The sequence below is a fragment of the Cypionkella sp. genome (assembly GCF_028290025.1).
In the GTDB taxonomy this organism is placed as follows: Bacteria; Pseudomonadota; Alphaproteobacteria; order Rhodobacterales; family Rhodobacteraceae; genus Cypionkella.
Genome location: NZ_JAQGKQ010000088.1, coordinates 139115 through 161230, shown reverse-complemented (window position 1 = coordinate 161230; position 22116 = coordinate 139115). Strand labels below are relative to the sequence as shown.

The window sequence follows — 22116 nt, the reverse complement described above, 5'->3', positions numbered from 1 at the left end:
CTGATCATTCCGCCGCGAGCGACATCGGATGGGCGGAAAACTCGGCCTTCCGGGCTGCCACGTCGATGTTGTAAAGCTTCGCCATATTCAGGCCGAGGATCTTTTCCTTGATCTCATCGGTCAGTTGCACGCCACCGCGTTCCGCCGAAATATCCTCGGGGATCTGGAACGCCCACAGCTTTTCGACCAGCCATTTCGGCGTCCAGATCGCGTAATCCGAGCCGAACAAGATCTTCTCTGGCCCGATCCAGAACAACAACTCGGCGATGATTTCGCCGAAATAGCGCGGACGCGAATGGATGAACGGCAGCGCCACGGCAAGACCGCCATAAACATTGGTCTCCTGCGTCGCGATCCAGCAGAAATCGTCCAGACGCGGCAGGCCGCAATGCTCGATGATCCAGTTCAGGCCTTGGAAATCGGTGGCGGCGTAATCGACATCATGCACATCGAAGGCGTCTTTGTTCAGCGGCAGGATGGTCGGGCCTTTGTGGACATGGATGTTCTTAATGCCGAGCTTGTCGCAGAGCTCGAAGCATTTGTAGGCGGCGGGGTCGTTCAGCCGCCAGCCTTTGGACTCCCCATTCCACTCGGCGGTGTACATTTTCACCCCCTTGATGTCGTAACTTTCTTTCATGAAGTGGATGTATTCCAAGGCTTTTTGGCCGTCGCGCGGATCAAACGCGCCGTTGACGATAAAACGGCTGGGGAATTTCTTCGCCACCGACATATTGCGTTCGATGTTGTTGAAGCCGTCTTTGTAGAAATCCGACAGATAGGTCGAATTCAGGATCGCCATATCGTCCGGCCCGTCGATGAACAGGTCTTGGTAGAGGTCATCAGCGCTGTATTTCTCAAATTTCTTCTTGTCCCACAGCTCTTCCTTCGGGGAGAGGCCGGTGTGATAGGCGTAGAAGCAATCAATGAACTGCTTGCCGTGGATGTTCTTCTGGTTTTCGGGGCTGCCGTCCCAGAAATGGGCGTGGCCATCCAGAACGAAAATCTCTTTGCCTTCGGGGGTTACATACATCTTCGTCGCCTTTGGGAATGGGGTGAGTGGGGGCGCGGGGTTTGCCCCCGCGCCGCGAAGCAAATCAGGGAAAAGTGTGAAGCGGTTTTCCCGCCCGATTTGCGAAAATCGAAGATGTCAGATGTATTCGAGCATCTCGTTCATATCGCCGAACAGGATCACCGTGTTGTCGTCGGTGCGCACCATGCGGCCGTAGTGGGTCGAGGAATTGACCTCGAACAATTCGGCGGTCATTTCGCGGCCCAAAAACTCTCCGATCTCATCCATTTTGAAGATCAACTTGCCGGAGCCATCAATGCGGATCAGCGCCGGGTTATACGTTACCGTCACCCCCGGCTTGGCATCCATGAATTCGGCGATGGCGCGGGCCTCGACCGAATCCGACATCGTGACACCGCATTGATGAGAAATGGTTTTCTCAAAGGTGATGTCTTTCATCGCCTTGAAGATGTTGTCGTGCGAATTGTCGCGTGCAACGGTTGACATGGGGGACTTCCTTTCAGCGGGACAGGGAAACTTCGCCAAGGATCTTGGCAAAGCGCTCTTCGGAAACGGCGCGCGCTTCTTCAAAGCTGACAGGCTTGGAATGCGGCTTCGACCAGATCGGTTGCAACTGGCGGGCGGCCTTGTCGGCCAGCGCGCTGTGCTTCTGGGCCCAGGATTGAAACAACGTGCGGTTTTGCGCGCCGAACTTTTCGTCATGGGTGAGAAGCCAGATCAGGTCGATGGCATTGGCGAGGTTACGCTCGTAATCGCCCTCTGCCGCAGCAATCACCGAAGGCGTCATAAAGTCGTTGTTGGCCGCGCCAAACTGCATCAGGAAGCCTGAGCGGAACAGCTCTCCGACCAGCGGCTCGAACACCAGATTGATCGCGAAATACTGTTCGAGATAATCTTCGGTGCCCATGATGGTTTCAACGGCTTCGCGGGTGCCTTGCCACATCGGGTCTTCCAGCCAGCCGGTTTTGCCGGCCTCGTCATCCCAGCCCGCAATATCCATGCCGATCTCGGCCAGATACAGCGTGATGTCCTGTGACAGCCGCAGCTTATACGACGAGTTGGTCAGCGTCGCATTGTTGATCATCTGGGTGTAGCCGCCGCGCTGCGCCTGCATCAGCGCACAGCCCAAGCCAAATTCAGCGTGTTTCCAAGCGCCCAGATGCTTCTGTAAGGTCTTGCCCCAGGCCGCGTCAAAGGCCATCTGCGCGCCGGATTTGCGACCATTGGCGATCACCGCCTGCACCATCACCTCGATACGCGACTGGCGCTGGTAATGCGTGCGCTCCCATTCCTGATCGGGGGCGCGAAAGGCGTGCCAGTTGCTGCTTTGCGCCTTGGTGAAGTTTTTCTCATAGGCACCGCGACCATCTGGAAACGAGATGATCCAATCCTGGATCAAATAGCGCTCCGGGTCGGGCTGCACGTCGACGGTGACATCTTCGTAATGGGTGGCGCGCTTGGCGCGGGGTTCAAAGTAGCGATATTTGCGGCTTTCGCTGTCGGCGAAAATCGCGGCCCCTGCGGCGCCTGAGCCAACCGAGCTTGATGTGGCAACCATGTCTCTCTCCCTTGTGGTGGGGGGTTAACCCCCCGGATCTAAATCAGAAATCAATGCGCTTTGATTGGCGCGGGTGCGGTCGACGGAGTAAACTTGTCGTAAAAGGTGCGCTCGGGGTCGAAATCGAGCATGAACAGAACCGGGCTAAGCGCGTCGATCATCGGCGGTGGACCGCAAGCATAGGCATCGCCGCCCTCGACATTCAGGCGTTTCAATTCGCTGCCAACCACCTGATGCACAAAGCCTTGTGCGCCGTGCCAATCGGGATCATCGCTGGCGTGTGACAGAACCGGGGTGAACGTTATTTCGGGGTGGGCTGCGGTGATGGCTGCGATCTGCGGCAGGTAGAACAGATCGGTCTGTGTGCGCGCGCCGTAGAAGAAATGCACCGGGCGGCTTTCGCCGCTGGCGACGTGGTCGTGCAGGATCGACCAGATTGGCGACATCCCCGAGCCCGCGGCGACCAGCACTATCGGCCCTTCGCGTCCTTCACGGCGGAAGCAGGTGCCGTACGGTCCGCGGACGGTGACGGAGGCTCCGATTTCGATACCGCCTGCGTCGAGTTCGCGGCTGAACTTTCCGTCGGGGTATTTTTTGATGATGAACCGAAGTTTTTGGGTTTGGTCCGGCGTATTTGCCATGGAGAACGAGCGCGTAATCTCCTCCCCATCTTTGGTTCTGACGGTGATGTCGACATATTGCCCGGCCCAAAATTTGATCGGCGTTTCGATATCAATTTCGATGGCCCGTATGTCATGCGTCAGGTTGGATTTGGCCGTGATCTTACCCTTGAAGTCTTTGACCGCGATGGATTTCGACAGCAGTTCTTCGTCGAAATTCAGCAGCTCGATAGTCAGATCGTCTTGTGGGAGGGATCGGCACAGCAAGATACCGCCCTGCTCACGCTCGCCATCCGACAGCGCGAAGGTAGAGTATTTCAGCAGCTCGACCTCGCCTTCGACAAGGTTGCATTTGCAGGCCGAACATTGGCCCTCTTTGCAGCCATGTGGCAGCGAAATGCCCTGACGGAAGGCGGCGTCCAGCACGGTCTCGCCGGATTCAACTTCGAATTCGACCCCGACGGGTTCCAATCGAACGGTGAAGGTTTCTGACATCTGATGCGCCTTTTGCAGAGTGCAGGTTTCAATCCCCTACCCAAAGCGGGCAGCGGTGTGGGGTGGTATGGGCCGGAGTTTCCGGCCCATAATCATCGGGTTAGTTGCAGGGGTTGATGGTGAAACCCTTGGCGTAATCGGCGAGATGCGCCTTACGGGTTGCCTCATCCATGCCGCGCAGCGCGTTCAGCGGTGATCCGAGCGTGTGGCCGCGCACATGGTCCAGCGTCCACATGTCTTTGTCGTCAAAGCGCAAATGCGGTTGCGGGATCAGGGTTTTGCCGTCGGAGCGGACAAAGTTAAGATCGACAATCGCATCGGCCAGATCAACGCCATCATACAGCGTCTCCCATTCGCGTTTGCCCGAGAACCGGCCCATCGCTGGCGTCGGACGACCTTGGAATTCGTCGGCGAAAGCCTCCACCGCCGTCCAGCGATCGATTTCATGCGCAAACGTGTGCAATTGGCCGTTCAGCTCGCCTACAACCATATCCTCACGGATGACGCAAGGCACAAGGCTTGACCAGCAGCGGTGCGGATAAACGTAGCCAACTTCCTCGTTGAACGTGATCACCTTCTGGCCGGGCTTCGACAACTTGGCATACCATTTCCAGAAGTCGCCGAATTCGGCATACCAACCGGGATACTTATGCTCGAACCATTCAAAATCTTTCTCGGTCTGCGCTTCGATCCGCCAGAAGTTCACCGGCCAGCCCACCGCAAAGAATTGCCCAATCTTGTGAACGTAATTCTTCTTGGTGATCCGCTCCCACGCCAGGGTCACGTCATCGTGGTGAATTTTGATGCCGTATTTTTCCATCGGCAGCATGTAGGTGCGGTAGTAATCTTCATAGACCCAGCGATGCCACATCTCGGCATAGCTTTCTTTGTTCTTGTCGCGGTCGGTGGTGCCGTATTCGATGAACGTGCCGATGGCAGCATCAACGATGGCATGGTTTTGCCAGAAGGCATATTTCATGTCGCGCTCAATGAGCAGGTGGTTTTCCGGCTCTTTCAGCGCGGCCATCATCAGCGAGTGGCCGTTACCGATGTGACGGCTCTCGTCCGACTGCACCGACAGGAACACCGTGGGCAAAGCATAGTCGCCATTGCGCGCGGCTTCCGAAGGCATCGCCACAAACAGCGTGTTGGTGAACGCGGTCTCTGCCACAACGGTCAGATACATACAGGCCGAGGTCATTGCATCGCCGGTGATGAAACCTTCGCCGAACTGCCGCCCAATGGTGGTGGCATAGCATTTGCCGAAGGCTTCTTCGGTGATATCAAAACCCGCCGGGTCGATGTAGTTCTCCATATACCACTTCTTCAGGTTCATCTGAATCGTGGAGTGGCGGAATTCATCGACCATCTGCATGGTGAAACCGGTGCGCAGGTCTTCACCGGGCGCCAGACGGCTGACCATCGCCATTGAGCGGGCGGCGCTGATTTCCGGGAACGGGATGATCGCCAGGAACAGCTTCATCCATTCGACCCAGCGCGGTTCGACATTGCGGAACATGTCGCCACGCAAAGCCGCATCCAAGGCACCGTAAACCCGGTTGTCCTTTTCTTCCTGCATGGAGAAGTACGACCGCAGCACCTGCTTCATCGGATCGCGGGGGGCTTTGGTGATCTTATAGTCGGAGGGGTAGGTCATCGCTTCCCGCACGTAGGAAGGATTCCACCCCAGATCGGCGCATTTGCGGGTAGCATCGGCCACCGAAATGCCCTTTTGCGCGGTAATTTTGTTGAGTGTCAGAGTCGACATTGTTGCTCACCTTTTTGGTTGGTGTTGATGTGGGCAGGACCGTCGGCAAAGGTCAGAGAACTGCGCATCGCAGCCATCCAAGACGTCGGATCAGTTTCACGGGATGTGAATTTCATTCGCAACGCAGGCCTCCCTTCCTTCGTTCTTTGAGCCACCTTGAGTTGTCGCAGCGGCCGTTCTTTTTCTTCGGTGAGGCCATGTAGGGGCCAAAATCGGCTGCGACCAAACAGATAATTTTCTGTAACGAACGGCTACGGTTTGTAATGAATGGTTACGGATTCAGAATGTGTCGCAATGTTAGCGGCGACAGATATGCTGCGGGCTGCGAAGGAAAAATCGGGACGTTCCGGTTTGGGCGCGAGGCAAGCATATGTCTGATATAGAACAGATTTCTGACAAAATGGCCGAGCTGCAAAAGCTGCGGGTCGCGGTGGTCGGATTGCTGTGCCAAGAGAATTGCAAGCTGCTGAGCAAGCGTCAACGGGTGGCTGGCAAAGAGATTGAAGTCATGTGTGCTGAGCGTGATCTGACGGGGTCTGCTGATCAAACCGCTGCGCAAGCGGCGCTGGATCAACTCTACCTAGAGCAGAGTGTCGCCCAGCAAGCCTTGACTGACACCGAGCATGAAACTGAGAAGCTGGAAGCGCTACTGGCCCGGATTGCGACTGATATTTCCGCGCTGTGCCAATCATAACCGGGGGGAAGTATGAAAGACGAACGCGCCCATTTGCAGCTTTTTGACCTGATCGCGCGCGATTGGCAGCTGGCCTCGCCCGTGCGGCAGATCAGCTTTAACGCTGATATATCCGCCGTCGCCTTCGCCTGCGCCGATGGCTCGGTGCACCTGGCGGCGACGGCGGATAAAGCCTCGCCCGCCCTGCGCACACGGCGGGCGATTGACACCGGGCGACTGACGATTGCGGCGCGGGAAAAGCCGTTCCTGCCGTTGAAAGCGGCGGAGTTCACCGAGGGGCGCAGCTCGGATGTGGTGGCGTTTGGCGCGCAGGGTTTTGCCTTTGCCAAAACCAGCGGGCGGATCAACGCGCTGTCGGCGGGGGGGATCGCCTATCATATCCCGCCGCGGTCGCAGGCGGGGATTCAGGTCTTGGCGGCGTCGGCGGATGGCAAGGTGTTGGCCTATGCGAGTGGGGCGCAGCTTTATATCGCCATGGCCGACACAACCGAGCCGCAAACCGTTGCGCTTCCCGCTGAGATCACCGCATTGGCGTTCTCGGGCGATGGGCTGACGTTGGCCGTGGCGCAGCGCAATGCGCTGTGGCGTTTGCCGCTACAAGATCTGAACAGCGAACCCGTTGTGACAGAGCTTGCCGAACCCGCCACCGCCTTGCACTGGCACCCAGACGGCGCTTGGCTGCTGGCCCAAGTGGCGGCGGATGGGTTTTATGTGATCGACACCGCCCGCAACCATGCCCTGCACCGGAGCAAATTCCCCGCGACCGTGCGCAGCCTTGGCTTTGAGCAAAACACCAATACCGTTGTGGCCTCTGGCGCGTTCCGGGCTGCCGCTTGGACGCTGGAGGATGGGCGCGATGTGGTGACGGGCAAGGCAGGGCTGGTGCTGGTCAATGCCGTGGCCACCTGCCCCAATCGCAATCTGGTGGCGGTGGGCTATGCCAACGGGCTGCTCAGCCTTGCCGAGATCGGCCAACCTTCGGAGATTTTGCTACGCGAGGATACCGGAGCCGGGATCACCGCAATGGTTTGGTCGCAGGATGGCCGCTTCCTTGCCCTCGCCGGAACCGATGGCTCTGTCGCTTTGGTCGAATTCCCCGACGCGATGTTCAAATCTTGACCCCTGTTCACAGAAAGCACTCCGATGTCCGCAGAACTCACCGCAGAAGAAAAAAGCAAAGACGCGTTCTTTCAGCGCATAGCCCTGATTGGCGAGGAAATGATTGCAGCCCATGGTCGTGATTTCGCGACAGGCGGCTTTGTGCTCGCAGCCCGCTGGATCAGCGAGGGCCGTTTGGGCGCAAAGATCCAAAGCAAAGCCGAGCCGGGTGGCGAGCAGAGGCCAAACTAGGCGCATAGCAACGCCTACGTGTAACGCATCGTTACAGCAGATTGGGTTTTTCGCCCGGTTTCGATGCAATGCAGGAAAAACCGCAGGCTGTGTTAGCCTGCGACAAAATGACACCCATCGCACACCAAGGAGTGAGTCGGATGGATATCCATTCTAGACTTAGCGCGACAAGGCCGGAAGACAAGCGCGCCAAGGAATATCTGCAGCGCAACTGGGGAACCATCGAAAAGCTGGCCGATACCCTGAGCGGTGGCAAGTATTCTCAGGACAAGGCCCGCAAAGCAGCGCCACCGCCGCAGGCGCAGGGCTTGATTATTGTCGATCAGGCACCCCCGCGCCGGCCTGAGGAAGCCGTGCCCTATCTGCGCATCAGCCTGAACGGGCGGGTAGTGCTGGCAGATACCAATACCGGGGTGCAACTGGCATTTTTGGGCCAGATCAAGCGGTTAAACGGCGAGAAATGCTTTTTCATCGCAACGGCAGAGAATGGCTTCATCACCCCACTCGAGCCTGAAACTGTTGAGAAAATCACCGATCTGGCGCAAAGGGTGATCAATCGCGCCTATACGGAAGACCAACTTGCCTGCGACATCAAAGCGCGACTTGAGATCGCATAACGATGCCGACACAAACTTCGGCGGAAGCAGGAGCGATCACCATAAGATTGCCCTGTGCCGAAGGTTAAGTCTACGGGAGGAGACTTAATGATGACATCTGACCAACGCAGCGCGGTGAAGACCGCACGTCCGGGCATTGATTTCACCGATGTAGACCCACGGGAAACCTCGCGGGCCTGGAATAAGTTTCTGTCGAACCGCAATGCGCCGAGCCTGCCGATGACCGGGGTGCGCTCGTTGATCTATCAATCCTGGGTGCGCTCGAACACCACCGGCATCAAACCCGATCTCTTCGCAGCACCCTCATTGGAACGTTCGGGAATGGTGGCAAAATCAAGCCATGATCAGGCTGAGTTGCGCCGGGCGGCGCGGACCTCAATGCTGCGGATCGGCGATTTGCTGTCGGGCGCCGAGGCGATGCTGCTCCTGACCGATCGGGACGGGCTTATCCTAGAGGCTGTTGGCGACAATTCGACCTTGAGCAAAGCCAGCAAGATCAATCTGTCAGTCGGCGGGTTGTGGAGTGAACATGCCTCGGGCACCAATGGCATCGGCACGGCGCTTTGGACCGGGCAGCCGGTATATGTGCATGGCGAGGAACATTTCTGCGAGGGCATGAAAGCGTGGAGTTGTGCCGCCGCGCCGATCCGCGATCCGATTGATCTAAGCATCATCGGTGTGGTCAATCTGTCCGGGCTGACCCGGATTTTTCAGAAACACAACGCGGCCTTTGCCGCTACCGCTGCCCGCGATATCGAATTGGTGCTGCAACAAGAGCAATCTTTGCTGAACATCCGGCTGATGGAGGCGACAATGGGCAGCCTGCCCGGTCGGGGGATGGACAACGCCGACGGGCTGGCGATCATCGACCGCTTTGGCAGGCTGATTTTCAGCCGCAACAGTGGTGTGGATACCGGACGGGCGGATCAGGATTTGGGACTGGGGGCGCATTTTTTGGAACTGCCTGATGGGATTTCCGAGGCGAAAATCGCCGCCGCCTTGCCCAGCACGCATTGCTGCGATGACATCCGGCTGATCGAGATTGACGGCATGATCAAGGGGGCGGCGCTGGCGTTCCGACAGCGCCCGCATGTGCCGCAGACCGCACCGATGCGGCAGCCCTCGGCGCCTGCCTTGCCGGGGGTGTTGATCGGCACGACAGGGTTTAAGATTGTGGGCAAAAGCGAGGCGATCCTTGAGGCGTTGGACACCGCCCAGCGCATCGCTTCGGCCAATCAGCCGACCTTGATTGAGGGCCAGACCGGGGTTGGCAAGGAACTGTTTGCTCGGCTGATCCATGCACGGATGTCGCCCGAAAATGGCGATTGCTTTCGCACTGTCAACTGTGGGGCGATGAACCCGAAAATGTTTGGCGATGCGCTGCTGCACCCGCTGGAGGCGGGGGGCACTGCGCCGCTGTGTCTGGATGAGATCGGCGAAACCTCGGCTGAGACGCAGCTTTACCTGCTGCGCATTCTGGAGGAACACAGCGCGCGCCTAAACGGCCCGCATCCGCCTGCTCAAGCCTTGCGCGTGTTGTCGCTGACCAACCGCGCCATGCGCGACGAGGTCGAAGCCGGGCGGTTCCGCCGCGATCTGTTCTATCGGCTGAGCACTTTGGTGCTGACGATCCCGCCGCTGCACGCGCGTGGCGAGGATATTCTGTTGATCGCTGAGCATTATATCCGCAAAATTTGTATTGAGACCGGACGCGATCGGCTGATCTTTAGCCCCGCAGTGCAGGATGCGTTAATGGCGCATGTCTGGCCCGGCAATGTGCGGGAGTTGCGCAATGTGGTGCTGGGGCTGCATAGCCTTGCGAAATCGCGCATGGTGACACTCGCCGATCTGCCCGCAGAAATCACCACCCCCGCCGTGGCCAAAACCGGGTTGACGGAAGTGTTTGCCGTGCAACAGCCGACCCTTGCGCGGGACGCTTCGCTGAAACATGCCGAAGTGCGGCTGATTGAAGACGCGCTGAAGCAGCACCACGGTAATCTTAGTAAGGCGGCGCTTGCGCTGGGGATTTCGCGACCTACTTTGTATCGCAAAATTGAGGCCTATGGGATCAGAACGTCGTAACCTTTGGTTTCAGTTAACATCGCCACAAGCCTAGGATGACCGGATGCAACAGCAGAGACAGAATTGCTCGCCTTTATTCGGCATGAGTTGAGGGATACCGCGATCCTTTGCGTGTCCCATCGCCCACCCCCTGCCCTCGCACCTTATGATCTGCTGCGGATCGGTCGACTCAACGAGATCAATCGAAAACTGGCATGAGGTGGCTCTTACATTTAGGTTGCGCTTAGTCGGCTTAGACAGATTGGTTTTTGCATCACTTCTGTCTCGCTCGCAGAGAACCTTTCGCGACCTGAAAGTAAAAGGCTGGTGCCTTGGCAACGCTATTGCCAACGGCTGTCAACAAACTCTTCCCCAAGAAGTCCGCTTTTATGACCGTGGACCCCCTTGTGTCTTGACCCATTTTGCATCGGACGAGACACTTTGCCGGACCGGACATATGGCACCGACGGCAAAGGATTCAAACCGTGACGACAGATCTTCATGTGGTACCTGCACGACGTGGCCGGGCAGTCCGGATATCATCGGTAATTACCCATCACACTTGCGCACTGAATTTACAGGGGCGCTGCGGCAGGTGACGCGTATCAATCTAAAGCCTTCGAGCCTAGACGGACGTGCTGGAAATATCATGCTCATCGAAGACGTGGCGACCGATCTGACGCTTGAACAGCACCCGATGGTCGTCGAAGTCCGCCACTATCTCGCGCGCGGCTATCTGCTGCGCGGCTCGCGTGGTTTTGGGCAAAGGAATGGCTATCACAGCATCGACATGTTCACGCTCGGGCCAAATGGCACTCTACAAAACCTCATAACGATAAAGCTTGATGGCGCTTGCAAACACGGGTGGCCAATTCCCGCTTAAATCACCGATAAGATTGGTCACGAAGCCGTTTCTGGCCCATATATCCCACTAGTAACTAATCTGTCGCTTTTTGCACTAGGAGCCTTCACGGCATCCCATTACCTATCGCCAAAATGCCAGAGCGACTGCCAATATGGCGGCAAACATTAAACCACTGCCAAAAAAGCTGAGAAAAACGAGGGGCCACCAAAGGCGCTGCCGGGCCCTCATCTTGACCCGTTGAAGTTCCAGTTCATCAGCAAGTGAGATCACGTTCTGCTGCGAGATTTCGATAGCCACCAGTATTTCTTCTTGCGTCTTCGGTTCCATGGCCCACGCTCCGACAATCATTTGCCCTCTGGCTGAGCCAGAGTGTAACTTTTGCTTCTCAATTCATTTAACCCACTGATATAACGAAGAAATATAGCTTACATTTTTTTACCTGCGCTAGACGTTAATGAGCATCCCTCGTGAGCAGTTCGCGCAGAAAGCGCGTCATCGTAAGCTTGGCCTTTTGAAGCCGTTTTGAGATAGCGCAAGAATGATGAAGCTGGAGATGATACCGCTATCAACCCAAGACTTTTCAGACAGTTGCAGTGACCACCCAACGATGTCTTCCCAAGTCTCACAACTCGTCAACGGCACATAATACTGCCCGCCGCCGAATATTATGTTTCCGTTTTCCACCGTGATGAAAGCAGGTGAATTGGATGATGACATGATAATCTCTCCTCTGATGCTAGTGCGCTGGCTCCCCGTGCCTCCCGACATCGTCGCCCTCAGAATTCCCTTGGAGAGGTACTGGGAGCGTGCGCTCGTTGGTACGAGGCGATCGGCGGTGTACAGGTAACGCCCATGACGCGATAAAGTCAACTCTATTCACAGTAATTATATAATGATATCAGTGACTTACACTTGAAGCTTTCATTTTTACCTGCATTAGACGTTGCGCATCTTCTGCCAGCTTGTCATGCTCGAGGCCTACGTAACCACCAGCCTGAGTGCTGGGCCGCTGCAGGCAGCACCGCATTGACGGAGCATTCTGCGATGATGAACAGTCTGCCCCACTTGGGGTATGCTGGTCGTTGTCGGGGTGCCTGTCGCAAGCCCCCGCATCTTCATCATCGTTTGCGGTTCCTTTTAAGGAACACCGATGATGTCTTGTCCTGCGCCCACCCCGCCTCCACAGCCGCACCCACAATTCCCCGAAGCCCTGCTCGCGCTTGTGCGCCTTCTCGCCCGCGAAGCGGCTCGGGAGGCATTTGCAACGGGTTGCAATACTACCGGGGAGGCATGAGATGGTCGATCTCCCCTTCCCTGCTGATGCGACGTACCTGCGGGTCCGCGAAATCGCGACCTATCTGCGTATCGATGTGAAGACTGTCCGCCGCTGGATTATTGCGAAGGCCCTGCCCGCGACTCGTGTAGGGCGCGACTGGCGGGTGCACCGTGCAGACCTGAAGGCATACCTTCTGGCCAATGGCGGTGAGGCTATTGCCCATGTCCTATAACGTACTGACTACGTTCAGTTATTTTGGCTGTCGTGCGAACGCGGCTGTCAACTTTGGTCTCAAATTGACAGCCGCAATCGCACGAATGTCCGCCCGTGCCCCGCCTGCCCGCCTTGTCCTGCATGCCCCAAAAGTCACGCAAAACAAGGAATAGAATGATGAGTGAACCAACCGACGCCACCCTCGCCCAAGTTCTCGATCAACTCAAAGCCGACGCGGTGCTGCCCCGCCAGCGCAAGCACGATTTGATCTCATCGATCAATCGCATCAGCCACTATCTCGCCCGCCCACCAGAGGACATTACCGTCCTGCCGCAGCACCCGCGGCAAATGCTTTCGCGTTTGCATTCGGCCCAACTTGGGATTTCCACCCGGTCTCTGGCGAACGTAAAATCCAGCTTGCAAGCGGCATTGATCCATACGGGACATCTACTAACATCTGGGCGTCGCCCGCAATCGCAGGCATGGGCAGAGTTTCTGAATAAAGCCACTGCCCGGCATCAGGTTTTGGGCATTTCGCGTTTCGTAAACTTCTGCGGCATGCGCCGCATCGAACCGCAAGATGTTACGGACGAGACGATGGCATCGTTTCGGAGTTACATGGACGCACGGCTTTTGGTGAAAGACCCCGCAGACCTTTGCAGTGAGATCATCACAACTTGGAACTGTATCGCGCGCCAACAAGCTATTGCGCACGCCAAGCTGCAGCAAAAACAGCGCACCCGCCATATGTGCCCACCTCTTACGACCTATCCGCAACCACTTCAGGACGAGTTGCAGGTCTATATCTACCGGGTTTCCCGCGGACATTTTCGCAGAAGGCGGTCCAGACAAGCCTCTGAAGCCGATGACGCTGCGCAATATTTCGGCATGTGTCCGGCAGTATCTTGCCGCGCTAGGTGAGGCAGGACGTGATCCGGCACTTTTTGTTTCTCTGAAGGCGGTCATTACTGCCGAGAACATAAAATTGGCCGGGCAAACAATCGATGCGCGCAGCGACAGCGCGCATGTGCGCGCCACAATCCACAATATCGTCGCGGTGCTAATCGCGATTGCGCGCCATCATCTAAAACTTCCGAGGTCGAACTCCTGAGGATTAAAAAGCTTAAAGTGCTAACCAAACCCGACAGCATCGGCATGACGACCAAGAACCGTGCGCGTCTTGATCAATTCAGCGACGCTCATAATGTCATACGTTTGCTGGGGCTGCCCGAGGTGCTGATGGGGATCGCCACATCGAAGCCAGGAGCGCCAACTTGTATGCGGCGGCGATCACCATTCTGCTGTCTTGCCCGATGCGGATGAAGAACCTCGCCAGCTTGGACATCGACAAACACCTAACATCGCATGGTCATGGCGCAGGCCTCCGGTACTCAATTCGGGTCGATGCCAATGAGGTCAAAAACCATAGCCACGTCGAAGTGCAACTCAATGCCAAAAACTCCCGCCTTTTGGACAAATACATCATGCAGTGGCGGCACCACATCTCCCCGATAGCCAGCACCGCACTGTTCCCAAACCGGGGGAACGGGACGGCACGCCCGAGCAGCAATTTTGGCCAAACGCTTACCGCAGAGATTTATCGCCAAACCGGAATAGGGATGAACCCCCACCTCTTTCGCCACTTTGCGGCCTATCTTTACCTGCAAGAGCGCCCCGGCGATTTCGAGACGGTGCGTCGCTTCTTGGGCCACAAGAAGCTCGAGACGACTATGACGTTCTATGCCGAACTGTCGAACAAGTGGGCGCATGAGCATTATGACGATGTGGTGCTGAAGAAATGGGGTGGCAGTGATGGCAAATGAACGCATCCCCCTTGTTCTTAAACATGACGACTGGCCCAATCAGGATCGCCAACTTTGGGAAAGCTTGCTGACGGAAGGCGGTTTCATGGAGGAATGCGGCCTCGGTGCGAGCTGGTCGGCTGGGACGCGCGTGTTTAGACAGCAGGGCTACGGCCAATGGCTGTCCTTCGTAACGCGCCATGAGCCGGTGGCGTTGTTGGAACCTCCCTATCAACGCATCACTGAAGCACGGGTGCGCGTGTATCTAAAAGTGAGGTGCCCCTAGATTTGTAGACGCTTTGCTTGGTAATTTTAGAACCAAGGAGAGACGCAAGATGGGTAAGCAAGATCGGTTTACGGACGAGTTCAAGCAGGACGCAGTGGCACAGGTTGTTGAGCGCGGGCATTCGGTCAGCGAGGTTGCTGATCGGCTTGGGATCAGCACCAAGTCGCTGTACACTTGGAAGGCGCTGTTTTCGAAGCCTGTTGCGGTTCGCAACAGCGAGGACGACCTAGCGACAGAACTGCGGCGGGTGAAGAAGGAACTGGTCCGCGTCACCGAGGAGCGTGACATTTTAAAAAAAAACCGTCCCGGGCCTTTGTCCGCCTGTGCGCGTTAAAAACAGCCTGTGCTATGGTCGACGGCAGGAGGGTAGTTGCCGTTAGCTTATTGGAGGCTTCGACCCCGTTAAAAAACGTGGCACATGGGCTGATGCGCACTTGAGAGTGGTGACACTGCCTTGGCAGTGATCCCGGTTAGGAAGATGACGGATTAGCATGGCCCAGACCCTCCGCTGCAACTGATCGGAGGAAGGGATTATGACCAAAAAGGCGACGGGTGGCGGCTCACAGTTGAAGCCGGTTAACCCAGGCGCCGCTGCAATCGACATCGGATCGACGATGCACATGGCAGCGGTGAATCCTGACAGCTCGGACACGCCGATACGGGCGTTCGGGACATTTACCCATGATCTGCACGATCTGGCGCAGTGGTTCAAATCCTGTGGCGTCACGTCCGTCGCGATGGAATCGACAGGTGTCTATTGGATCCCGGCTTTTGAGATCCTTGAGCAGCACGGGCTGGAGGTTATACTTGTGAATGCCCGTTACGCCAAGAACGTGCCAGGCCGGAAGACTGATGTCAGCGATGCCGGGTGGCTGCGCCAGCTACATTCCTACGGCCTGTTGCGAGGAAGCTTCCGCCCAGAGGCAGAGATTGCCACCCTCCGCGCCTATCTTCGCCAGCGTGAACGACTGGTCGAATATGCAGCGGCCCATATCCAGCATATGCAAAAGGCGCTGATGGAGATGAACCTGCAGCTGCATCATGTCGTCTCGGATATCACCGGGGCCACCGGCATGCGGATCATACGTGCCATCGTCGCGGGGGAGCGTGACCCCGACGTTCTGGCGGCACACCGCGACATCCGCTGCCATTCATCAACCGAGACGATCCGGTCCTCCTTGGTAGGCAATGATCGTGATGAACATATCTTCGCCCTGACGCAGTCACTGGACCTCTACGATTTTTATCAGGCCAAGATGGTGGAATGTGATCGCAAACTTGAAACGGCAATCGCAAAACTCGAAATCAAAGCGACCGCGCCCGTCGGCCTGCCGCCTAAAGCACGGGTCAAAACACGCGAAGTCAATGCGCCGTCTTTCGATGTTCGTGCCGCCCTCTACGGCGTGATTGGCGTCGATCTGACCCAAATCCACGGCCTAGGTCCATCCTTGGCACTGAAGCTGGTCGGCGAATGCGGCACTGATCTTCGCGCATGGCCGAGCGCCAAACACTTCACATCTTGGCTCTGCCTTGCTCCGGGCAACAAGATATCCGGCGGCAAGCTGCTCTCTTCTCGGACCCGACGATCCTCCAGTCGGGCAGCAGCGCTATTGCGGCTGGCTGCCACCACGATCGGGCGAAGCGACACGGCACTTGGTGCCTTTTATCGTCGACTGTCGTCGCGGATAGGCAAGCAAAAGGCCGTCACGGCCACCGCCCGCAAGATCGCCGTCCTGTTCTACAATACACTACGCTTTGGGATGACCTATCGCGACCCCGGTGCAGCCGCCTACGAAGAACGCCACCGCTCTCGCGTCGTAGCCAATCTCCACCGTCGCGCCAAATCGCTCGGATTTACTCTTGCCCCAATGCCCGACGCAGAGGCTGTTTCTTAGGAAGGCCGCCACGTACTTCGCGCGCGAGTCCCGGTGAAGTACGGGTTCATCAAGGATCATCGGTCTACGTTTTCCGTGCACGCGATGTGTCGGGTGCTGATGCTGCATGTCAGCGGCTTTTACGCATGGCTTAAGGAACCGCTAAGCCTGCGTGCGCAGGAAGATTTGCGCCAAACTGCGTTGATCCGACAAGCCTGGACGGACTGCGGCAAGGTTTATGGCTACCGCAAACTGCACGATGATCTGCGCGATCAAGGCGAGACATGCTCAGAGAACCGTGTGGCAAGGTTGGCTGGATTGGCGGGCATTGCAGCACAGATCGGCTACAAGCGCCGCCCGGGGCGATATGGCGGTAAACCGGCGGTGACGGTCGAGAACACTCTGGACCGACAGTTCGAAGTTGGTGCGCCCGATACAGTTTGGGTGACAGACATCACCTACATCAAGACGCTGGAGGGCTGGCTCTATCTGGCGGTCGTCATCGATCTGTTTTCACGCCGGGTTGTGGGCTGGTCAATGCAATCGCGCATAACAACCGATCTCGCCTTGCAGGCCCTCCTCATGGCAGTCTGGCGGCGCAAGCCAAAGCATCGCGTGATGATCCATTCTGACCAAGGCTCACAATTCACCAGCCGCGAATGGCAATCGTTCCTCCGCCAGCACAATCTCGATGCCAGCATGAGCCGTCGTGGGAATTGCCATGATAACGCCGTCGCCGAAAGCTTCTTTCAGCTGCTGAAACGCGAGCGGATCAGGCGGCGGACATACCCCACACGCGCTGCCGCGCGGCAGGACGTGTTTCACTACATCGAGATGTTCTACAACCCGAAACGCAAGCACACGAACAACGGCCTGCTGTCGCCCGTTGACTTCGAAACCAGACAGCAGAAACTTAACGTGGCAGGTGTCTAGGAAACTAGGGGCACCTCAAAGAGATGAAGTTGCGCCTGAAGCCGAGCTCGCAGGCCAACCTTATCCTGTCTCTGCTGGTCATCGCGAAGGCCTCTGCACCGGAAGAGAATTGGGCATGGTTGGAGCGCGGCACCAACCGCCTGATCGGTGCTCAGAGCAGTATTTCTCTGCCCGCCGCCAAGCCGATTTCGGCGCAGCGTATATTTCGGGAAAGCTTGAAGCGTCTGAATGCTCTCGATGAGAAAGCGGCAAAGATCGACGTCATTCCTTTGCGCATGGCTACTCATTTCCTGCAATCGCTGCTGATCGCTTTTTTGATAGCCCGCCCAGTGCGCCGCCGCGCTTTGCTGGCGATGCAGGTCAATCAGCATCTCGTTCAGCACGGAGACGGTTTCCAGCTTTGTTTTGATGCAGCAGACATGAAGGACAAAAAGCAACGGGCTTTCCCCTTGCCAAAAGATCTAGTGCGATCCATGCAGGCCTACCTCGACCGATACCGTCCGGTGCTGCTGTGCGGCAAACAATCTAGTGGATTGTGGATCAGCCAATACGGTGAGCCCCTCACCAAGGATGGGTTGTCGCGCGAGTTGCCGAAAGTAGTCCAGCGTCACTTCAGCATTGCTATGCGACCTCATGCCTTTCGGCACATCGCGGCCACCTCGATTGCCGAGGTTGATCCTGAGCATGTGAACATCATCAAAGACATTCTTGGCCATGCGACTTTGGCCATGTCCGAGAAGCATTACAACCGCGCATCAGGCATTTCCTGTTGCAACGGGTTGCAATCGATAGTGGAAGACATCCGCAAAAATGTGCCTAAGATAGGGAGGGTCAACCGGGGCCATCGTGATCTCGGAACAAGTAAATGAGGCCCGATATGCGCGCAGCCATCTACGCCCGCTATTCCACCGACATGCAAAGCCATGCCTCCATTGAGGATCAGGTTCGGCTTTGCCAGCGCCTCGCCAGCCAGCATAGTTGGTCGGTCATCCAAATCTACACCGATGCTGGGATCAGCGGCTCTTCCCTGTTGCGTCCGGGCTATCAGCAGATGGTCAGCGATGCGCGCCAAAGACAAGTCGATGTGGTGCTCTCAGAGGGGCTTGACCGCATCAGCCGCGACCAAGAGCATATCGCGGCCTTCTACAAGCAGATGTCTTTTAACGGTGTCACAATCGTAACCGTGGCCGAGGGCGAGATCAGCGATCTGCACATTGGCCTGAAGGGCACGATGAGCAGCTTGTTCCTGAAGGATTTGGCGCAAAAGACACGGCGCGGTCTCGAAGGTCGGGTTCGTAAAGGCAAGTCCGCAGGTGGGCTGACCTACGGTTACAGCATCCAACGGGGCTATCATCCTGATGGGACTGCCATCACGGGAGAACGGGCGGTCAATGCCGTAGAGGCAGAGACTGTCCAGCGCATCTTCCGAGATTACAGCCACGGCCTCAGCCCGCGCGCTATTGCGGCAGGGTTGAACGCGGAAGCCATCCCCGGCCCGCGTGGAACGGGGGGGTCATCGACCATCTACGGCAACCATGAGCGCGGCACCGGGATTTTGAACAATGAACTCTATGTTGGTCGTCTCGTTTGGAACCGGCAGCGCTTTTTGAAAGACCCAATGACGGGAAAGCGCGTGGCGCGGATGAATCCCGTGGCAGACTGGGTGATCGAAGATGTCCCCGCCCTGCGCATCGTTGAAGACACGCTCTGGCATGCCGTCAAAACGCGGCAAGGGCTGACCCGGAACGATGCGATCCGCGATGGCATTCGCCATGTCGGACGGACCAAACGCCCGGTGCATCTGTTCTCGGGCAAATTGGTTTGCGGCTGTTGCGGTGGTGGTGTGATCTTGCTCGGCAAAACCTATTACGGCTGCTCTGCGGTGCGTAACAAAGGAACCTGCGACAACCGCTTGACCATTCGGCGGGATGAACTAGAGGATCGCGTTCTATCGGGGCTGCGCGACAATTTACTTCATCCAAATCAAATCGCAGAGTTCGTACGCGAGTGGCACGAGGAGTTCAACCGGCTGGCCTTTAGCCGCCAACATGATCATAGGCGCATCACGCAAGAGCTTGCCAAGATTGAACGGCAGATTGCCCAGATCATCAATGCCATCGCAGATGGAATGTATCATTCGTCGATGAAGGCGAAGATGACAGACTTGGAAACGCGCAAAACCGCGCTCACGAGCGCGCGCGATCAGATACCGCAGGAACAGCCAGTATTCCTGCATCCCGGCCTTGCTGAGACCTACCGGCAAAAGGTGGCGCTGCTGATCGATGCGTTGCACGATGTTTCGGCGCAGGCGGAAGCGGCGAGCCTGATCCGCAGTCTTCTGACTGAGATTCGTTTGCTGCCGGTGGAAGGCCGCGTCGTGCTGGAACTGGTCGGCGCGCTGGCGGGCCTACTGGCGCTTAGAGATCAAAGTGTTAGCACCCAAAATGCAAAAAACCGCACTTTTGGCGCGGATGTTTTGGTTGGTTCGACGGTAATGGTTGCGGGGACAGGATTTGAACCTGTGAGCTTCAGGTTATGAGACAGCTCAGGGTTGTGCTATGGACTGCGCTGGAAAACGCCTGAATACCCTATCTTATTGATACCTATCATTATTCCTTGACCTCGTGCACGCCCACTCTCTACCCATTGCGCCATGATTTTCTCTCGTTTGCTTCCACAGTGCTTCCATGGATGCAGGCCAAAATGGGGACCGCGCGCCATGCCGAAACTAACCAAACGCAGCGTTGAATTGCTTGAACCTAAGGCCGAAGGCTACTTCGTTTGGGATAGCGAGATTAAGGGCTTTGGCGTGCGAGTGCTGCCCTCTGGGGCGAAGACCTATCAAATCCAATACCGCAAGGGCGGACGCACCCGGCGCGCGGCGATTGGGCGTCATGGCAATGTTACTGCAGAGATTGCGCGGGCCAAGGCTAAGGAGTTGATGGGCGAGGTTTCCAAGGGCGAGAACCCGATTGAAGATATTGCGCAACACCGCCGCGCGCCAAACATCGCGGCCCTCTGCGAACGCTTCCATGAAGCGCATGTGTTGCAACGCTGTAAGGCGAGCACCCAAGCCGAATATCGGCGCATGATCGACATGCTTATCATTCCGGCAATAGGCACCTTCAAAGTGCAGGACGTCGAACGCAAAGACATTGCCGAGATGCACCACAAATCCCGCGACAAACCCTATCAGGCAAACCGAACGCTCGGCGTCTTATCCAAGATGTTCAATCTTGCCGAAGTCTGGGGCTTGCGTCCGGATGGCTCGAACCCGTGCCGCCATGTGCCGAAGTTTCGCGAACATAAGCGCGAACGCTACCTAAGCCAGCATGAGTTGCAAAATCTTGGCGCGGTCTTGGCAAACGCGGAACGCGACGGCAGCGAAACGCCGTTTGTGATCGCCGCCTTCCGCTTGTTGCTTTTGACCGGATGCCGCCTTGGCGAAATCCAAACCTTGCAATGGGCTTTCCTGACCGATGCCGGAATGGAGTTGCCGGATACCAAGACAGGCGCGCGGCGCATTCCCCTGCCCCATGCCGCACGGGCTGTGATCGCGTCCCTGCCCCGGTTGCCTGACAACCCTTACATCATCGCGGGCAAGGTAGCAGGTCGCTACGCCACAGACTTGCAGCACCCTTGGCGGCGCATCCGGGCCTTAGCAGGTCTGGACAATGTGCGCATTCACGATCTGCGCCACACCTACGCATCGCGAACTAGCCGTAAGGTTCACTGATACGGAAAAGTATTATGTGTCAGAGGCTTCAGTTTACCGCCTGCTCAAATCCCACGACCTCATCACCAGCCCCGCCTACGCATTGTGCCGGGAAAGGCTGCACGTGCCGGACGCTGGCGGGTTTCGCCATCGCACAGTGAAAGCCCAACGTTTGTTGACACTAAGATCGTTTGGCGTATGCTTTGGAGCATAATTTCAAGCTGGTTGCTGTCAGACGGGGTTTGACCGCCGCATCCAAGCCTGCATCGGTAGTCTTTGTGACGGCAGTTTGTCGGGACCGCAATAGCTGTCGCGATACCGTTAGTGCTGTGCGCAATGCATTTTTCATAATGGTTATCATGGGAGGTTTGCATGCCAATTCTCGCACATAATGAAAAGGCCGGGTCCACTTGGGGATCGGGCGGTGCTGCTTATGACAAGATCAGTGACTCGATCGCAGATGCGATCAGTCATACGGTCAACCGGGTTTGGCCGGTCGGGGGCGAGAGGTATCTTGATGTGGCCACTGGCACCGGATGGACTGCGCGGCAAATCGCCAAACGCGGTGCAACGGTCACTGGTATTGATTTTGGGGCCGGTGTGATCTCGGCGGCCAAACAACTGGCCCCCGAGATCGACTTTCGGGTGGGTGATGCCGAGGCGCTGGAATTCGGCGACGCCGCCTTCGATGCAGTCACCTCGACCTTTGGGGTGATGTTCGTTGCCAGACCCGAAGTTGCGGCGGCCGAACTGGCGCGGGTGGTGCGCCCCGGCGGACGTCTGGCGCTGGCGACCTGGCGCCCTGACAGCACGATCTTCGATCTGTTCAAGACGATGAAACCCTATATGCCGCCACCGCCGTCGACCCCGCCGCCTACCCCGCCGCCTTCGCCCTTTGCCTGGGGCAGTGAAGATCGTCTCACCGAACTGTTGGGCGGGGCGTTCGATCTGAGCTTTGA

Annotated in this window: 21 protein-coding genes and 3 pseudogenes; 17 read left to right on the top strand and 7 right to left on the bottom strand. The window is 57.1% G+C overall.

The window, feature by feature from the left end; translation table 11 throughout:
* Positions 1-4 precede the first annotated feature (4 nt).
* From JWS10_RS15450 to JWS10_RS15430, 5 genes are all read right to left on the bottom strand, one after another.
* Positions 5-1030, bottom strand: coding sequence for an amidohydrolase family protein (locus JWS10_RS15450; protein WP_299508761.1), 1026 nt, complete (start codon positions 1028-1030; stop codon positions 5-7).
* A gap of 117 nt (positions 1031-1147) precedes the next feature.
* Positions 1148-1516 carry an MmoB/DmpM family protein gene (locus tag JWS10_RS15445; RefSeq protein ID WP_299508760.1) on the bottom strand — a complete coding sequence of 123 codons (369 nt, stop codon included), beginning with the start codon at positions 1514-1516 and terminating at the stop codon, positions 1148-1150.
* Positions 1517-1529: 13 nt separating this feature from the next.
* Entirely contained in the window at positions 1530-2588 is a 1059-nt protein-coding gene (locus JWS10_RS15440) for an aromatic/alkene monooxygenase hydroxylase subunit beta (RefSeq protein WP_299508759.1), read from the bottom strand.
* Between the two features lie 50 nt (positions 2589-2638).
* Positions 2639-3703, bottom strand: coding sequence for an NADH:ubiquinone reductase (Na(+)-transporting) subunit F (locus JWS10_RS15435; protein ID WP_299508758.1), 1065 nt, complete (start codon positions 3701-3703; stop codon positions 2639-2641).
* A gap of 100 nt (positions 3704-3803) precedes the next feature.
* Positions 3804-5471, bottom strand: a complete 1668-nt coding sequence (locus JWS10_RS15430) for an aromatic/alkene/methane monooxygenase hydroxylase/oxygenase subunit alpha (protein WP_299508757.1) — start codon at positions 5469-5471, stop codon at positions 3804-3806.
* Positions 5472-5841: 370 nt separating this feature from the next.
* Between JWS10_RS15430 and JWS10_RS15425 the strand changes: the two genes are divergently transcribed.
* The 6 genes from JWS10_RS15425 (at position 5842) to JWS10_RS15400 (ending at position 11076) form a co-directional block, all read left to right on the top strand.
* Positions 5842-6165 carry a hypothetical protein gene (locus tag JWS10_RS15425; protein WP_299508756.1) on the top strand — a complete coding sequence of 108 codons (324 nt, stop codon included), beginning with the start codon at positions 5842-5844 and terminating at the stop codon, positions 6163-6165.
* 12 nt (positions 6166-6177) lie between these two features.
* A complete protein-coding gene (locus tag JWS10_RS15420) occupies positions 6178-7284 on the top strand; it encodes a hypothetical protein (RefSeq protein ID WP_299508755.1) in 1107 nt (368 codons plus the stop codon).
* A gap of 24 nt (positions 7285-7308) precedes the next feature.
* Entirely contained in the window at positions 7309-7515 is a 207-nt protein-coding gene (locus JWS10_RS15415; RefSeq protein WP_299508754.1) for a hypothetical protein, read from the top strand.
* A 140-nt stretch (positions 7516-7655) separates the two neighbouring features.
* Positions 7656-8132: a hypothetical protein gene (locus JWS10_RS15410; RefSeq protein ID WP_299508753.1), complete on the top strand. Its 477-nt coding sequence runs from the start codon at positions 7656-7658 to the stop codon at positions 8130-8132.
* Between the two features lie 90 nt (positions 8133-8222).
* A complete protein-coding gene (locus JWS10_RS15405; RefSeq protein ID WP_299508752.1) occupies positions 8223-10214 on the top strand; it encodes a sigma 54-interacting transcriptional regulator in 1992 nt (663 codons plus the stop codon).
* Between the two features lie 628 nt (positions 10215-10842).
* Positions 10843-11076 (top strand): hypothetical protein, encoded by a 234-nt coding sequence (locus tag JWS10_RS15400; protein ID WP_299508751.1) that lies wholly within the window; start codon positions 10843-10845, stop codon positions 11074-11076.
* Between the two features lie 102 nt (positions 11077-11178).
* On the opposite strand, the gene JWS10_RS15395 is transcribed toward JWS10_RS15400, so the two are convergent.
* Positions 11179-11385 carry a hypothetical protein gene (locus JWS10_RS15395; RefSeq protein ID WP_299508750.1) on the bottom strand — a complete coding sequence of 69 codons (207 nt, stop codon included), beginning with the start codon at positions 11383-11385 and terminating at the stop codon, positions 11179-11181.
* Between the two features lie 165 nt (positions 11386-11550).
* Positions 11551-11775 (bottom strand): hypothetical protein, encoded by a 225-nt coding sequence (locus JWS10_RS15390; protein ID WP_299508749.1) that lies wholly within the window; start codon positions 11773-11775, stop codon positions 11551-11553.
* A 578-nt stretch (positions 11776-12353) separates the two neighbouring features.
* Here JWS10_RS15390 and JWS10_RS15385 point away from each other — a divergent pair.
* The 11 genes and pseudogenes from JWS10_RS15385 to JWS10_RS15335 form a co-directional block, all read left to right on the top strand.
* A complete protein-coding gene (locus JWS10_RS15385) occupies positions 12354-12566 on the top strand; it encodes a helix-turn-helix domain-containing protein (RefSeq protein WP_299508748.1) in 213 nt (70 codons plus the stop codon).
* A gap of 158 nt (positions 12567-12724) precedes the next feature.
* Positions 12725-13468 (top strand): hypothetical protein, encoded by a 744-nt coding sequence (locus tag JWS10_RS15380; RefSeq protein ID WP_299508747.1) that lies wholly within the window; start codon positions 12725-12727, stop codon positions 13466-13468.
* Between the two features lie 353 nt (positions 13469-13821).
* Positions 13822-14370, top strand: coding sequence for a site-specific integrase (locus JWS10_RS15375; protein ID WP_299508746.1), 549 nt, complete (start codon positions 13822-13824; stop codon positions 14368-14370).
* Complete coding sequence (locus JWS10_RS15370; protein WP_299508745.1) at positions 14360-14635, top strand: hypothetical protein; 276 nt, start codon at positions 14360-14362, stop codon at positions 14633-14635. Before JWS10_RS15375 ends, JWS10_RS15370 begins: the two co-directional genes overlap by 11 nt.
* A 49-nt stretch (positions 14636-14684) precedes the next feature.
* Positions 14685-14939: pseudogene (locus JWS10_RS15365) on the top strand (transposase); the annotation flags it as partial.
* A gap of 229 nt (positions 14940-15168) precedes the next feature.
* Positions 15169-16530: an IS110 family transposase gene (locus tag JWS10_RS15360; protein WP_299508744.1), complete on the top strand. Its 1362-nt coding sequence runs from the start codon at positions 15169-15171 to the stop codon at positions 16528-16530.
* Positions 16531-16533: 3 nt separating this feature from the next.
* Positions 16534-17442: pseudogene (locus tag JWS10_RS15355) on the top strand (IS3 family transposase); the annotation flags it as partial.
* 23 nt (positions 17443-17465) lie between these two features.
* A complete protein-coding gene (locus tag JWS10_RS15350; RefSeq protein WP_299508743.1) occupies positions 17466-18311 on the top strand; it encodes a tyrosine-type recombinase/integrase in 846 nt (281 codons plus the stop codon).
* Positions 18312-18319: 8 nt separating this feature from the next.
* Positions 18320-19981 carry a recombinase family protein gene (locus JWS10_RS15345; protein WP_299508742.1) on the top strand — a complete coding sequence of 554 codons (1662 nt, stop codon included), beginning with the start codon at positions 18320-18322 and terminating at the stop codon, positions 19979-19981.
* A gap of 180 nt (positions 19982-20161) precedes the next feature.
* A complete protein-coding gene (locus tag JWS10_RS15340; RefSeq protein ID WP_299508741.1) occupies positions 20162-21178 on the top strand; it encodes a site-specific integrase in 1017 nt (338 codons plus the stop codon).
* 351 nt (positions 21179-21529) lie between these two features.
* Positions 21530-21955 (top strand): annotated as a pseudogene (locus tag JWS10_RS15335) (class I SAM-dependent methyltransferase); the annotation flags it as partial.
* Positions 21956-22116: the final 161 nt, after the last annotated feature.

Coding starts and splice junctions, on each gene's coding strand:
- JWS10_RS15420 (WP_299508755.1), top strand. CDS start 6,178: ATGAAAGACGAACGCGCCCATTTGCAGCTTTTTGACCTGATCGCGCGC.
- JWS10_RS15435 (WP_299508758.1), bottom strand. CDS start 3,703: ATGTCAGAAACCTTCACCGTTCGATTGGAACCCGTCGGGGTCGAATTC.
- JWS10_RS15430 (WP_299508757.1), bottom strand. CDS start 5,471: ATGTCGACTCTGACACTCAACAAAATTACCGCGCAAAAGGGCATTTCG.
- JWS10_RS15395 (WP_299508750.1), bottom strand. CDS start 11,385: ATGGAACCGAAGACGCAAGAAGAAATACTGGTGGCTATCGAAATCTCG.
- JWS10_RS15380 (WP_299508747.1), top strand. CDS start 12,725: ATGAGTGAACCAACCGACGCCACCCTCGCCCAAGTTCTCGATCAACTC.
- JWS10_RS15440 (WP_299508759.1), bottom strand. CDS start 2,588: ATGGTTGCCACATCAAGCTCGGTTGGCTCAGGCGCCGCAGGGGCCGCG.
- JWS10_RS15445 (WP_299508760.1), bottom strand. CDS start 1,516: ATGTCAACCGTTGCACGCGACAATTCGCACGACAACATCTTCAAGGCG.
- JWS10_RS15360 (WP_299508744.1), top strand. CDS start 15,169: ATGACCAAAAAGGCGACGGGTGGCGGCTCACAGTTGAAGCCGGTTAAC.
- JWS10_RS15350 (WP_299508743.1), top strand. CDS start 17,466: ATGAAGTTGCGCCTGAAGCCGAGCTCGCAGGCCAACCTTATCCTGTCT.
- JWS10_RS15385 (WP_299508748.1), top strand. CDS start 12,354: ATGGTCGATCTCCCCTTCCCTGCTGATGCGACGTACCTGCGGGTCCGC.
- JWS10_RS15390 (WP_299508749.1), bottom strand. CDS start 11,775: ATGTCATCATCCAATTCACCTGCTTTCATCACGGTGGAAAACGGAAAC.
- JWS10_RS15370 (WP_299508745.1), top strand. CDS start 14,360: ATGGCAAATGAACGCATCCCCCTTGTTCTTAAACATGACGACTGGCCC.
- JWS10_RS15450 (WP_299508761.1), bottom strand. CDS start 1,030: ATGTATGTAACCCCCGAAGGCAAAGAGATTTTCGTTCTGGATGGCCAC.
- JWS10_RS15415 (WP_299508754.1), top strand. CDS start 7,309: ATGTCCGCAGAACTCACCGCAGAAGAAAAAAGCAAAGACGCGTTCTTT.
- JWS10_RS15345 (WP_299508742.1), top strand. CDS start 18,320: ATGCGCGCAGCCATCTACGCCCGCTATTCCACCGACATGCAAAGCCAT.
- JWS10_RS15410 (WP_299508753.1), top strand. CDS start 7,656: ATGGATATCCATTCTAGACTTAGCGCGACAAGGCCGGAAGACAAGCGC.
- JWS10_RS15425 (WP_299508756.1), top strand. CDS start 5,842: ATGTCTGATATAGAACAGATTTCTGACAAAATGGCCGAGCTGCAAAAG.
- JWS10_RS15405 (WP_299508752.1), top strand. CDS start 8,223: ATGACATCTGACCAACGCAGCGCGGTGAAGACCGCACGTCCGGGCATT.
- JWS10_RS15400 (WP_299508751.1), top strand. CDS start 10,843: ATGCTCATCGAAGACGTGGCGACCGATCTGACGCTTGAACAGCACCCG.
- JWS10_RS15340 (WP_299508741.1), top strand. CDS start 20,162: ATGCCGAAACTAACCAAACGCAGCGTTGAATTGCTTGAACCTAAGGCC.